Consider the following 13,105-nt stretch of genomic DNA (forward strand, 5'->3'; position numbering starts at 1 on the left):
CGTCCCGTTCGGGTGAGGGAGTTGTCCACAACCGACGGGTAACACACGGGCTCCGGCAGACATCGGCGCAAACCTTCATCGTGGGACCGCAAGCCGATCCCTCGTCGCAGGTGGTGTTCCCATGTCCCTGTCCCGTCCGCCCTTCACAGCCCCGTCAGGACCGCCTTTCACGACCTCACTCTCAGCCGATCCCGATCCCCATCTCGCCCCCTTCCCGCGCCCGTTGGGCACCGACGCCCCGCCCACCTGCGAGGTGCCGCACTTCGCACCGGTGCGGGTGCGGGGCGGCCGTCAGCAGCTGCGCCGGTTGCTACGGCATCGGAGGCGGGCCGTGGCCGCGGGGCTGGCGCTGACGGCCGCGGCGCTCGTGGCGGCGGGCCCGCGCGAGGCCGCGGAGGCGCGGCACAGTGAACGGCCCCGCGGGCACCCGGTGGTCGATCCGGTACGGCAGCGCCGGGCGGTCGAGTGGGTGTCGGCCCCGGTGCGGATCGCCGACGCCGGCACGGTGCGGCTGCTGCGGGCGGGCGACCGGGTCGATGTGATCGCCGCGGAGGAGCCGGCGGCAGGCGGTGACGCGCACGTGGTCGCGCGCGGGGCGCGGGTGACGAAGGTGCCCGAACCGGTCGAAGTGGCGGGCGGCGGCGGGGCGTTGGTGGTGCTGTCGGTGCCGCGCGGCACGGCGGCGCGGCTGGCCGGCGCGAGTGCCACGGCACGGCTGGCGGTGACGATGTGTTGATCAGCCGGTTGGTGTCGGTGCTGGTCCGGGGGGTGAACCGTGCCTTTCGAGGACTCGGCGACTTGCTGTCAAGTCCCTCATTGGAGTTACTGAATTGGACAGGACGGCCGGACCTTGACGTAGGTTGCGGACCTGTTGGTTCCACACCCCGCGCGTGCGAGAAGAGGCTCCGAGTTGAGCGAGAAGAAGGAACCGGGCGTCTGGCAGGGCTTCAAGGCCTTCCTGATGCGCGGGAACGTCGTCGATCTGGCAGTCGCGGTCGTCATCGGTGCCGCCTTCACGAACATCGTCAACTCGGTGGTGAAGGGGATCATCAACCCGCTCGTCGGGGCGATCGGCACACAGAACCTGGACACCTACAGCTCGTGTCTGAGCAGCAGTTGCTCGGGCGACAAGGGCATCCAGCTGATGTGGGGCTCCGTCCTGGGAGCCACCCTCAGCTTCGTGATCACCGCGGCGGTCGTCTACTTCCTGATGGTCCTGCCCATGTCGAAGTACCTGGCGCGGATCGAGGCCCATCGGAAGGCCAAGGAGGGCACGCACGAGATGATCGAGATCACGGAGCTGGAAGTGCTCAAGGAGATCCGCGACGCGCTCGTCGCGCAGCGCGGCGAAGGACACCGCGAGCCGTAACCGACGGCTCAGATGTGGTGGGGCGGCTTCTCGTCGAGGAAGCGCTTCAGATCGGCGGCGCTGTCGCCCTCTGGACGCTCGCCCCACCCACGGTCCGTGTCGTCGGAGGACGGCCGGCTCAGCGGGTCGTCGAAGACCAGCGCGGGCTTGGGATCGCGCGGCCCGGGGTCGGGGGCGGTACTCATGCCTCCAGGGTACGGCCACCTGCGGACGTCATCTGCTGTGCTAGTCCCCATGACGTCGGACACCCACAGCTCCCCCAGCTCCCACGGCCCCCAGAGACCCCTGCGCTCCGTGCGCCCGCTCACCGCCCGAGGCCGGGACGAGCCGCACCGGGTCGCCTCGCCGCTGGAGCTCTTCTTCGACCTGTGCTTCGTCGTGGCCATCGCGCAGGCGGGCCTCCAGCTGGCCCACGCCGTCGGCGAGGGACACGCGGGCGAGGGCATCCTGAACTACGCGATGCAGTTCTTCTCCATCTGGTGGGCGTGGATGAACTTCTCGTGGTTCGCCTCGGCCTACGACAACGACGACGTGCTGTACCGGGTCGTCACCCTGGTGCAGATCGCCGGCGTCCTGGTCCTCGCGGCCGGTGTCTCGCGGGCCTTCGACCAGCACGACTACGTGGTCGTCTGGCTCGGCTACCTGATCATGCGGCTGGCGATGGCATCGCAGTGGCTGCGGGCGGCGCGGGCGGCACAGGGCCCGGAGCGCACGATGGCCCTGAGGTACGCGGGCGGCGTACTCCTCTGCCTGGTCGGCTGGCTGGGGCTGGTGGTCCTGCCGGAGCACGCACGGGCGTGGGTGTTCCTCGTGATGGTGATCGCGGAGCTGTGCGTGCCGCTCTACGCGGAGAAGGACTTCACCACGCCCTGGCATCCGCACCACATCTCCGAGCGGTACGGCCTGTTCACGATCATCGTGCTGGGCGAGACGATCGCGGCGGCGACGGTGGCGGTGAAGTCGGGGGTGGACGAGCACGACGCGCTGGGCGAGTTGCTGCCGATCGCCGCGGGCGGACTGCTGATCGTGTTCGCCGCCTGGTGGATCTACTTCGTAGTGCCGATCCACGGGCACCTGCGCACCAACCAGCAGGCGTTCCTGTGGGGTTACGGCCACTACCTGATCTTCGCCGCCGCGGCCACGATCGGCGCGGGCCTGGAGGTGTCGGTGACAGAGGCCGTGGGCAAGGCCCACATCTCCACCCTGGCGGCCTCCGCGGCGGTGACCCTTCCCACGGCCCTCTACCTGCTCAGCGTGTGGGCCCTGCACGCCCGCCACTACAAGGTGGGCATCGCCCAGCAACTGGTGCTCCCGGTGGCCGCGTTGCTGGTGATCTGCTGCACGTTCCTGGGCCACTGGGCGGTACTGGCGGCGGGCCTGGTGTCGGCGCTGACGGTGGCGGTAGGGGTGACCCTGACGGCACGCATGGCGGCCGCGGAGAGCGGGCCCGGGGCAACGGCGCGGACGGCCTGACCGAAATCCGGAAGGTCCCCGGATCGACCAGGTGCTGGGCAAGACTGGGAGCCATGACAGTTGACGCATTGACGGACGTGGCCGGCGTGCGGGTGGGCCATGCGACAAGGGCGGGCGACGGCTGGCTCACCGGCACCACGGTCGTGCTGGCGCCGGAGGGCGGAGCGGTGGCCGCCGTGGACGTGAGAGGCGGCGGCCCCGGCACCAAGGAGACGGACGCGCTGGACCCGCGCAACCTGGTGCAACGGGTGGACGCGATCGTCCTGACCGGCGGCAGCGCGTACGGGCTGGACGCCGCGTCAGGGGTGATGGCCTGGCTGGAGGAACAGGGACGCGGGGTACGGGTGGGACCCGACCCGCTGCACGTAGTACCCGTGGTACCCGCGGCCTGTGTCTTCGACCTGGGACGAGGCGGCACCTTCAAGGCCAGACCGGACGCGTCCACCGGCCGGGCCGCAGTCGAGGCCGCGGCGATCAGCGGCCCCGGGGTGCGGGTGCGGGAGGGATGCGTGGGCGCCGGCACGGGGGCGGTGGTCGGACAGCTGAAGGGCGGCATCGGAACGGCGAGCATCGTGCTGGAGTCGGGCATCACGGTGGCGGCATTGGTGGTGGCCAACGCGGCCGGCTCGGCAACGGACCCGGAAACGGGCGTGCTGTACGGGGAGTTGCTGCAAGGCGGCCGAGTGACGTACCCCGACCCAGAGGTCCACGAGGCGGCAGGACAACGCCTGACCGAGGCCGCCGTGAAGAACACCCCGCCCCCACTGAACACAACCCTCGCGGTGGTAGCCACGGACGCCACCCTGACCAAGGCCCAGGCGCAGAAGCTGGCAGGCACGGCGCACGACGGCATCGCACGCGCCGTACGCCCGGTACACCTGCTGAACGACGGCGACACGGTATTCACGCTGGCCACCGGAACCCGCCCCCTGAACACGCAGAACCCCCTGGCCCTGAACGAGATCCTGGCGGCGGGCGCGGAGACGGTGACCAGGGCGATCGTGCGAGCGGTACGAGCAGCCGAGCCGGTGGAGGGCCCGGGCGGAACGTGGCCGTCGTACGAGGAGCTGTACGGCAGACGGTAGCCGCCTCGCTTCCTCCCCCAGCCGAACTCCCCACCCACCCCGTGTCCTCCCCCACCGGAACTCCCCACCCCCCACATATGTCCCGGTTCTGTCACCGGATGACGTCCAAGAGAAACGCCGGGAACCCGCGCAGTCCCCTCGCCCCTCTTCGTTCACGCATCACAGCGGACAGCGGACAACGCACACCACACCGAACCTGGAGCAGCCCGTGACAACGCCGGACATAGCAGCGCGGCGCGTACTGGGGGCCATCGCCGCCCTGGTGGTCGGCACCCTCACCCTCAGCGCGTGCGGCGGGAACGCCAGCGCGGACGCCAACACCGACATCAAGAACGGCAGCGGCAGCAACACCGCCAAGACGTCCACCGCGAAGATCGTCATCTCGGCGAAGGACGGCTCGACGAACGCGTCCATCAACGCGACCGGAGTGCGGGTCAGCGACGGCAAGTTGACCGACGTGAAGATGACGGTCGCGGGCTCCGGGCAGGCCGTGGACGGCGCGATATCCGCGAACGGTGCCAGCTGGAAGCCGAAGGAGCAGCTGGAGCGCGGCACCAAGTACCAGATATCGGCGACCGCGAAGGACTCCGCCGGCAAGACCGCGGCGGCCAACTCCATCTTCACGACGGTCACTTCGAGCAACAGCTTCATCGGGACGTACACCCCGGACAACGGGACGACGGTCGGCGTGGGGATGCCGGTGTCGTTCACGTTCAACAAGGTGATCAGCGACAAGAAGGCCGTGCAGTCGCACATCACGGTCACGTCGAGCACCGGGCAGCAGGTCGTGGGCCACTGGTTCGGCGCGCAGCGGCTGGACTTCCGGCCGCAGGACTACTGGAAGGCCGGTTCCAAGGTCACGATGAAGATCGACCTGGACGGCGTACAGGGCGCGAACGGCGTGTACGGCGTGCAGAAGAAGACCGTGAGCTTCACGATCGGCCGCTCGCAGGTCTCCACGGTCGACGTCAACACGCAGACGATGACGGTCGTTCGGGACGGCCAGACCCTCAAGTCGCTGCCGATCTCGTCCGGCAGCCCCGAACACACCACGTACAACGGCCAGATGGTGATCTCCGAGAAGTTCACGCAGACGCGGATGGACAGCCGGACGGTCGGTCTGGGCGGCGAGTACAACATCCCGGACGTGCCGCACGCGATGCGCCTGACCTCGACGGGCACGTTCATCCACGGCAACTACTGGTACAACAAGGCCAACCCGCCCTTCGGTCAGACGGGGACCAGCCACGGCTGTGTCGGCCTCGCGGACGTCCAGGGCGCGCAGGGCGCGACGAACGCCAAGTGGTTCTACGACAACTCCCTCATCGGGGACGTCGTGATCGTGAAGCACTCCCCCGACAGGACGGTGGACCCGGACAACGGGCTCAACGGCTGGAACATGTCATGGAGCGACTGGACTGCCGGAAGTGCCGCCTGACCGGCGGATTTTGACGGAACCTCGGGCCGCGCGGGAACATCCCGCGCGGCCCGCGCGTTTTCTGGGCATACGTTTTCTCGGTTCCCGGACATGATGTCCGACCGAGGGGCTACGGTATGCACCCACAAGGTGACATGCAGCAACGCCGGGAGAAGCCTTGAGCGTTCCGTACGACACGGCAGCGTACGAACAACCCGAGTCGCCCGAGTCTCCGCAAGAGCACCTCGAGCGACTCCTCGGCCGGGCCCTGAACTCCTTCGAGCTGCCGGACGAGACCATAAGGCGCCTCGACTGCGCGCTCGCGCACGACAGTTCGCTGCACTCCGCGCACCACAGCGCCGGCCTGCACCGGGAGACGTACCGGCACACATGGCTGCTCGCCGACGGCTCGGCGCTCACCCTGTGGGAGCTCGTCCACAACACCGTGCTGGGCCGCGAGACCCAGCACGAGGTGTATGTCGACGAGGAGGAGCTGCGCACCGCGACCGTGCGGCTCCCGCTGCCGCCGGACACCCCGGACTTCGAACTGCCGGTGCTGGTCCAGCTGTCGCCGCTCCCGGAGCCCCGGCACACGTATCTGGCGGACGACTCCGCGGACCACGCGCGCCGTTTACTGCGCCGGGCGGAGAACGCGGACAAGCCGGACGAGGAGACGGCCGAGCTGCTGGAGACGGCGTTCGCGCACCAGATCACGCAGGCCTTCGGCCGACCGTTCCGGGCGGGCAGGGCGGCGCTGTGCTTCTCGCTCTACGAGCACGCGTTCCTGCTGCAGGACGGGACGGAGATCTCCCTGTGGGAGGTCGAGCACACGGCGACGCCCGACGGCCGGCACATGTGCGAGGTGTACGTCAGCGAGGACGCGGCCCGCGACGCGATGGAGCGGCGGGCGGCGCAGGTCTCGTAGCGACCGGGACGGCGCAGGTCTCCCCCGAGCCGCGAGCCGGGCCGCTCAACACCCGCCGCCGGATCAGCACCCGTCGCCGCGTCAACGCCCGTCGCCGGATCAGCACCCGCCGCCGCGTCAACGCCCGTCGCTGAGCTGTCGTACGAGACCCGCGAACGCGTCGCGCTCGGCCGGGGTCAGTTCGACGGACTCCACGTGCGGAGGGGTGGCGCGCTGCGGCGGAAGGCCGTAGAGCGGGTGGGCCGCGTGCCATGCGGTGGGCTCCGCGAGGGAGCGGCGCAGGACGCGCGTCAGGCCGACCACCCAGGCGACGGTCGCCAGGGCGAGGACGGCCGCACCGGTCAGCTGGAGGATCGAGACGTGCTCAGGCATGCGTTCCAGTAGACACCACGGTCCGGGACCGTGGTCCCGGACCGTGACGTATATCGCAGTTGCCGTGAACACCTCACACCGGCCCAAAAGAGGCCAGACGGAGGTCGGACAAGGGCTAGGCCGCGACCGGCTGCTTCGTGTCCGCCGCCGGAGCGGCTATGTCATCCGGCGCTCCCGGAGCGGTGCCGCCCGCGACCGGCCTGCGCATGCCCTTCAGTACGACGACCAGCGCCGCCGTGACGCACATGCCGACCGCGATGGCGATCAGGTAGAGGAACGGGTTGCCGATCAGCGGGACCACGAAGATGCCGCCGTGCGGGGCCCGCAGGGTCGCGCCGAAGGACATCGACAGGGCTCCGGTGATCGCGCCGCCCACCATCGACGACGGGATGACCCGCAGCGGGTCGGCCGCCGCGAACGGGATCGCGCCCTCGGAGATGAAGGACGCGCCCAGCACCCAGGCGGCCTTGCCGTTCTCCCGCTCGGTCTCGGTGAAGAGCCTGCCGCGCACGGTCGTGGCCAGGGCCATCGCCAGCGGCGGGACCATGCCGGCCGCCATCACCGCGGCCATGATCTTCATCGCGGAGTCACTGGGGTTGGAGACCGCGATACCGGCGGTGGCGAAGGTGTACGCGACCTTGTTGACCGGGCCGCCGAGGTCGAAGCACATCATCAGGCCGAGCAGGGCGCCCAGCAGGATCGCGTTCGAGCCGCTGAGGCCGTTGAGCCAGTCGGTCATGCCCTTCTGCGCCGAGGCGATCGGTTTGCCGATGACCACGAACATCAGGAACCCGACGATCGCCGTGGAGATCAGCGGGATCACCACCACCGGCATGATCCCCCGGACCGCCTTGGGGATCTTCACCTTCTGGATCGCCAGCACCACACCACCGGCGATCAGACCGGCGGCCAGACCGCCGAGGAAGCCCGCGTTGATGGTGGAGGCGATCATGCCGCCGACGAACCCGGGCACCAGACCCGGCCGGTCGGCCATGCCGTAGGCGATGTAACCGGCCAGGACCGGGACGAGGAAGCCGAAGGCGACGCCGCCGATCTGGAACATCAGGGCGGCCCAGCTGTCGGTCTGCGTCCACACGAAGTGCTGCATGACCGAGGGCGCCGACTTGATCTCGTAGCCGCCGATCGCGAAGCCGAGGGCGATCAGCAGACCGCCCGCCGCGACGAACGGGACCATGTAACTGACGCCGGACATCAGCCACTTGCGGAGCATCGAGCCGTAGCCCTCGCCCTCCTCGCCGCCGCGCTCGACCGGGGTGGGCGTGGCGCCGCCGGTGACCTCGCCGCGCTCCGCCTTGCCGCGGACCTCGGAGATCAGCTCGGCGGGGCGGTTGATGCCCGCCTTCACGCCGACGTCGACGGTCGGCTTCCCGGCGAAGCGGTCCTTGTCCCGTACGGGCACGTCGTGGGCGAAGATCACGGCGTCCGCCGCCGCGATCACCGCCGGGTCGAGCCGGGTGAAACCGGCCGAGCCCTGCGTCTCGACGACGAGGTCGACACCGGCCTCGCGGCCCGCGTTCTCCAGCGACTCGGCCGCCATGTAGGTGTGCGCGATGCCGGTGGGGCAGGAGGTGACGGCGACGATGCGGAACGGGCCGTCGCTGCCGCCGTCCCCGTCGGGCGCCGGTGCGGTGCTGTCCGTGGCGGCGTCGGCGGAGGCCGCCGCCGACGCCGCCACGGAGTCTTCGGAGGTGCGCGCCGCGGGGGCTTCGGAGGTGCTGGCCGCGGGGGCTTCGTCGCCGCGGATCAGCGCCGCCGCGCTCTCCGGATCGCCCACCGAGCGCAGCGCGGACGTGAACTCGGCGTTCATGAGCTGCCGGGCCAGCGAGGAGAGGATCGTGAGGTGGGCGTCGTCGGCGCCTGCGGGCGCGGCGATCAGGAAGATCAGGTCGGCGGGGCCGTCGGGGGCGCCGAAGTCGACACCCCCGGCGCTGCGGCCGAAGGCGAGGGACGGCTCGGTGACGTACGCGCTGCGGCAGTGCGGGATGCCGATGCCGCCGTCGAGGCCGGTCGGCATCTGCGCCTCGCGGGCGGCCACGTCGGCGAGGAAGCCGTCGAGGTCGGTGACCCGGCCCTGGGCGACCATGCGCTCGGCGAGGGCACGTGCCGCCGCCTCTTTGGTATCGGCGGACAGGTCGAGGTCGACCAGGTCCGCGGTGATCATCTCGCTCATCGCGGGCTCCTTCGCTCGCGTATCGCCCGGGGACTGCCGTGGGCGGGGGTGGGGACGGGGACGGGGTTGCTGCGGCACTGCGGGGAGGGGGCGGCGGTTGACGGGGAGCGGGGGCGGGCGGCCGTAGGGGCGACGGGCGCGCTCATGTCACCGGCTCCGTGAGGACGCGGTCCACCGGGACGTCCGCCGTGACGGTCACCGCGGCCGGGTCCAGGTCGGCCGGGGTCGGCATCACGCTGCCGGGGAGCTGGACGGCGGCGGCGCCGTGGGCGACGGCCGAGGCGAGGGCGTCGGGGCCGCTGCCGCCGGCGATCAGGAAGCCGGCCAGCGAGGAGTCCCCCGCACCGACATTGCTGCGTACGACGTCGACGCGCGCGCTGCCGTACCAGGCACCCGAGCCGTCCACGAGCAGCTGCCCGTCGGCGCCCAGGCTGGCGAGGACGGCACCGGCGCCCAACTCCCGCAGTTCTTCGGCTGCCTTGACCGCGTCGCCGACGGTGGCGAGGGGGCGGGAGACGGCCTCGGCGAGTTCCTCGGCGTTGGGCTTGACCACGTCCGGGCGTTCCCGCAGGGCCTCGATGAGCGCGGGACCGGAGGTGTCGAGGGCGATCCGGACCCCGGCGGCGTGCGCGCGGGCCACCAACTCGGCGTACCAGGACGGCGCGAGGCCGCGCGGGAGGCTGCCGCAGCAGGCGATCCAGTCGGCGTCACGGGACTGCCGCCTGACCGTCTCCAGGAGCAACTCCTGCTCGGCGGCGGTCAGTTCGGGCCCGGGTGCGTTGATCTTCGTGAGGACGCCGTCCGCTTCCGCGAGCGCGATGTTCGAGCGGGTGGCCCCGGCGACCGGGACCGGCGCGACCTCGATGCCCTGCGCGTCGAGCAGCTCCGCGACCAGCGCGCCCGGAGCACCGCCCAACGGCAGGACGGCGACGGTACGACGGCCCGCGGCGGACACCGCCCGGGAGACGTTGACGCCCTTGCCGCCGGGGTCCATGCGCTCGCCGGTGGCCCGTATGACCTCGCCGCGGTCGAGGGAGGGGACCTCGTAGGTGCGGTCGAGGGACGGGTTCGGGGTGACGGTGAGGATCATGCGCGCACTACTTCCATGCCGCCGCGCTCCATGGCGGTGGCGTCTTCTGGGCTCAGCCCGCTGTCGGTGATCAGGAGGTCCACGTCGCTCAGGGCGCCGAAGCGGGCGAAGTGCTCCTGGCCGTGCTTGGCGGAGTCGGCGAGCAGCACCACCCGGCGGGCGGCGGCGATCGCCGCGCGCTTGACCGCGGCCTCGGCGAGGTCGGGGGTGGTCAGCCCGTGTCCGGCGGAGAAGCCGTTGGCCGCGACGAACACGACGTCGGCGCGGATCTCGCCGTAGGCCCGCAGCGCCCAGGCGTCCACGGCGGCGCGCGTACGGTGCCGCACGCGCCCTCCGACGAGGTGGAGCTGCATGCCCGGGTGGTCCGCGAGGCGGGCCGCGATGGGCAGGGAGTGCGTGACGACGGTCAGCTCGGCCTCCAGCGGGACGATGCCCGCGAGTCGGGCCACCGTCGTACCGGCGTCGAGGATCACCGTGCCCTGCATCGGCAGCTCGGCGAGGGCCGCCTTGGCGATGCGGTCCTTCTCGTCGGCCGCCGTCGACTCGCGCTCGGCGAGGTCCGGCTCGAAGTCCAGCCGCCCGGCGGGTATGGCACCGCCGTGCACCCGGCGGACGAGTCCCGCGCGGTCGAGGGCCTTCAGGTCCCGGCGGATCGTCTCCGCCGTGACCTGGAACTCCTCGGCCAGCGACACGACGTCCACCCGGCCGCCGTCACGGGCCAGCCGGAGGATCTCCTGCTGCCGCTCCGGTGCGTACATGTCCGTTCGCCTCCGACCTGTGCCCGAACTTGTGGTTTCGCTGGGGAGGCTACGCCCGGATTTCCGGAAAGTAAACAGGTTCGGGCATCAGGTAGACATGAACGGGCAGACGGGGGCGATCAGTCGTGTCACGGGAGCCATAGCCGGCCGTGTCACGGGACCGTAGCCAGCCGTGTCACGGGACCGTAGCCAGCCGTGTCACGGGAGCCGTAAGCGGCCGTGGCACCAGGCCCGTCGTCAGCTGTGACGCAGCTCCTTGATCCGCTGCTCGGCCGCGAGGATGGCGTGCGCCAGTGCGTCGCGGGCGGCCTCCTGGCGCATGGCCTGTTCGAGCCGCGCGCGGTGTTCCACGAGGCCGACGCGCACGGTCGGGCCCTCCGCGGGCAGCGCGGTCGCGACATACGCCCGCACGCTCTCGACGACCTTCGCCAGCTCGAACCGGACGCCTTCGGTGTGGTCGGCTATGCCCGCGAGCATGGTGCCGGTCGTGGCGATGCCCTTGAAGTCCTCGGCGACACAGGGCTTCTGGGCGAGGCCGCACTGTGCCTTGTAGAGATCGGCGAGCCACTCGGCGGGCTTGCTGAAGTCGGCGTTCGTCTCGTCCTTGTGGCGGAGCTTCTTCGTCCAGGCGAAGACCTGCCGGTGATGCCGGTACGTCAGGGCCCCGAGAATGGCGGTGGCGCTGGGCACCAGGAAGGTGCTGATCATCATGAGGTGATCCGTTCGGGGATGAAACGCGAGCGGGGAGGGAATCGGTGCGCCGGGCGGGGTCAGACCGGGCCGGCGAGGTGACGCAGCGCGTCGACGTCGTGGACGAGGAACTTGCGGTACCGGGCCTCGACGATCCCGTGGTAGCGCAGGGTCCTGAGCGCGTTCTCCGTAGTGGACACGGCGAGTTGGAGCGCGGCCGCGATGTCCTTCTGGGCCGGGCCCGTGATGTGGGTGACGCCCGTCCGGGGGTCGGGGGTGCCCGCGGTGTCGGCGAGATGCGCCAGGAGCCGGCTGGTGCGCTCCAGGGGCGGCCTGGTGGTCAGGGTGTAGACGAGTTCGTCGCTGCGGTTGCGGTGCTCCAGGCTGCGCAGGAGCGCGAGCTTGGCCTCGGGGCGCTTGCTCAGCAGCACGTTGAAGCGGCGCGCGCGGCAGGGGATGACGACGGTCCTGGTCAGGCAACGGGTGCGGACGGCGGACTCGGGGCTGATGAGCTTGGCCTCGCCGACCAGCTGGCCGCCGCCCCGGAACCGGGTGACGGCGGGGGCGCCGTCCCAGTCGCCGAGCGGGAAGCGGTCCTGGCGTACGACGCCGTCCCAGATCATGTAGACGTTCCGGTCGTCCGACGCCATCGGCAGGTGTTCGTCCTGGCCGAAGCTGCGGCCCCGGAGGTCGTCCTCCAGCAGGAAACGCCAGTCGTCGGCGGACAGGCCTTGCAGGAAGCTTCCCTCAGGCTTGTCCTCGTGGCCCATGAGAGGGTGGTCGGTCGGCCGGTTGGTGTCGGCGGTCGAGGGCACGCTTACTCCCCCGTCCCGGCGGTCGCGGCGGCGCGCGCACCGGCGCACTCGCCCTGAGACGTGGGGTGGTGACGGGGCGTCACCAGGAGGGTGCCGCGGGAGCCGCGGCGCGACGGCGGACGTACGCCGTCGCCGTTGACGGTACGCATAGTGCGATCCTCGTAGTGTTAACGCAGGAGAACCCCGCTGGTCAGCGAGGTTCCGGGTGGTGGGTCCGGAACGTTCCGGGAGGTACGGCACCGCCCGGCTGGTGGGGCCCGGCGGGTGGAAACAGTGGCGCGAGATAGCACGGTACCCCTCGCCAGGAGTGAAGAGCCAGCCGCGTTTTCGAAGGTGGCGGCGGAGAATGTAGATCGTTTCGAAAACCCCTGGCCGTAGGGCTTTATTACAGAAGATCACGAGCAATACGAAGGGGAAAGAAAACACCCTTTACCGCATTCTCGATCGCGGTTGTCCTGGTTATCCGCCCCGTTCCGGAGGGGTGGCGGGACCCTTCTCGGGTGGCCGAGATATGACACCCGCACAAACCCTTGGCAAAAAACGAGAGGCCCCGGGGCACCACCCCCAGGGCCTCCCGGAATGGTCCGGACCCACCAAGGATCAGACCGCTGCCCAGTAAACACCACGGATGCCGTTTGGGTCACTCCCCGCCCGCCACCGGCGACGGATAGTCCAGCAGAATCCCCGCCCGTGGGGATTGTCACCGACAGCTAACCTCGCCACACGCGCCGTCGGGACGCCTCGAAAGGCCGCGCTTTTTGTCCCCTTTGCCCGCACGTGGGCAAGGCGCTTCCGACGCCCACAGGGACATGACAGCGTTATCAAATGATTGCCATCGATCAAGAGTAAACAGATTCGGCCAGTACTGGCCGACGCGACCGCCGACTCCGGCCACCGGAAGCCTACCCGGCAAAGCCCGC

General features: G+C 70.5%; 14 protein-coding genes. 6 read left to right on the top strand and 8 right to left on the bottom strand.

The genetic code is table 11. From position 1 onward, the window contains the following. Positions 1–121: 121 nt before the first annotated feature. Both OHT77_RS19765 and mscL read left to right on the top strand, forming a co-directional pair. The gene (locus tag OHT77_RS19765) at positions 122–736 is read left to right on the top strand and encodes a hypothetical protein (RefSeq protein WP_328829854.1); all 615 of its coding nucleotides are present in this window, start codon (positions 122–124) and stop codon (positions 734–736) included. Between the two features lie 174 nt (positions 737–910). After that, positions 911–1,369, top strand: coding sequence for a large conductance mechanosensitive channel protein MscL (mscL, locus tag OHT77_RS19770; RefSeq protein WP_328829856.1), 459 nt, complete (start codon positions 911–913; stop codon positions 1,367–1,369). Between the two features lie 8 nt (positions 1,370–1,377). On the opposite strand, the gene OHT77_RS19775 is transcribed toward mscL, so the two are convergent. Continuing rightward, on the bottom strand, positions 1,378–1,554 hold the full coding sequence (locus tag OHT77_RS19775; RefSeq protein ID WP_328829857.1) for a hypothetical protein: 177 nt from the start codon (positions 1,552–1,554) through the stop codon (positions 1,378–1,380). Positions 1,555–1,603: 49 nt separating this feature from the next. Between OHT77_RS19775 and OHT77_RS19780 the strand changes: the two genes are divergently transcribed. The 4 genes from OHT77_RS19780 to OHT77_RS19795 all read left to right on the top strand — a co-directional run bounded on the left by OHT77_RS19780 (position 1,604) and on the right by OHT77_RS19795 (position 6,269). Then, a complete protein-coding gene (locus OHT77_RS19780; RefSeq protein WP_328829858.1) occupies positions 1,604–2,842 on the top strand; it encodes a low temperature requirement protein A in 1,239 nt (412 codons plus the stop codon). A 53-nt stretch (positions 2,843–2,895) separates the two neighbouring features. Next, a complete protein-coding gene (locus tag OHT77_RS19785; RefSeq protein ID WP_328829859.1) occupies positions 2,896–3,927 on the top strand; it encodes a P1 family peptidase in 1,032 nt (343 codons plus the stop codon). A gap of 208 nt (positions 3,928–4,135) precedes the next feature. Beyond that, the gene (locus tag OHT77_RS19790; protein ID WP_328829860.1) at positions 4,136–5,365 is read left to right on the top strand and encodes a L,D-transpeptidase; all 1,230 of its coding nucleotides are present in this window, start codon (positions 4,136–4,138) and stop codon (positions 5,363–5,365) included. 157 nt (positions 5,366–5,522) lie between these two features. After that, positions 5,523–6,269 carry a DUF6227 family protein gene (locus OHT77_RS19795; RefSeq protein WP_266771386.1) on the top strand — a complete coding sequence of 249 codons (747 nt, stop codon included), beginning with the start codon at positions 5,523–5,525 and terminating at the stop codon, positions 6,267–6,269. Between the two features lie 117 nt (positions 6,270–6,386). Here the strand turns inward: OHT77_RS19795 and OHT77_RS19800 are convergent, their stop codons facing one another. The 7 genes from OHT77_RS19800 to OHT77_RS19830 all read right to left on the bottom strand — a co-directional run bounded on the left by OHT77_RS19800 (position 6,387) and on the right by OHT77_RS19830 (position 12,334). Continuing rightward, positions 6,387–6,641: a hypothetical protein gene (locus OHT77_RS19800; protein WP_266771384.1), complete on the bottom strand. Its 255-nt coding sequence runs from the start codon at positions 6,639–6,641 to the stop codon at positions 6,387–6,389. Between the two features lie 115 nt (positions 6,642–6,756). Next, complete coding sequence (locus tag OHT77_RS19805) at positions 6,757–8,832, bottom strand: PTS fructose transporter subunit IIABC (protein WP_328829861.1); 2,076 nt, start codon at positions 8,830–8,832, stop codon at positions 6,757–6,759. Between the two features lie 142 nt (positions 8,833–8,974). Then, a complete protein-coding gene (gene pfkB, locus OHT77_RS19810) occupies positions 8,975–9,922 on the bottom strand; it encodes a 1-phosphofructokinase (RefSeq protein ID WP_328829862.1) in 948 nt (315 codons plus the stop codon). Further along, a complete protein-coding gene (locus OHT77_RS19815) occupies positions 9,919–10,680 on the bottom strand; it encodes a DeoR/GlpR family DNA-binding transcription regulator (RefSeq protein WP_266771381.1) in 762 nt (253 codons plus the stop codon). The genes pfkB and OHT77_RS19815 overlap by 4 nt, the downstream gene beginning before the upstream one ends. A 237-nt stretch (positions 10,681–10,917) precedes the next feature. Continuing rightward, the gene (locus OHT77_RS19820; RefSeq protein ID WP_328829864.1) at positions 10,918–11,391 is read right to left on the bottom strand and encodes a hypothetical protein; all 474 of its coding nucleotides are present in this window, start codon (positions 11,389–11,391) and stop codon (positions 10,918–10,920) included. Positions 11,392–11,450: 59 nt separating this feature from the next. Beyond that, positions 11,451–12,185, bottom strand: coding sequence for a Crp/Fnr family transcriptional regulator (locus tag OHT77_RS19825; protein WP_328829865.1), 735 nt, complete (start codon positions 12,183–12,185; stop codon positions 11,451–11,453). 2 nt (positions 12,186–12,187) lie between these two features. Continuing rightward, complete coding sequence (locus OHT77_RS19830; RefSeq protein WP_328829867.1) at positions 12,188–12,334, bottom strand: hypothetical protein; 147 nt, start codon at positions 12,332–12,334, stop codon at positions 12,188–12,190. Between the last annotated feature and the right edge of the window lie 771 nt (positions 12,335–13,105).

The organism is Streptomyces sp. NBC_00252 (assembly GCF_036187565.1).
In the GTDB taxonomy this organism is placed as follows: Bacteria; Actinomycetota; Actinomycetes; order Streptomycetales; family Streptomycetaceae; genus Streptomyces.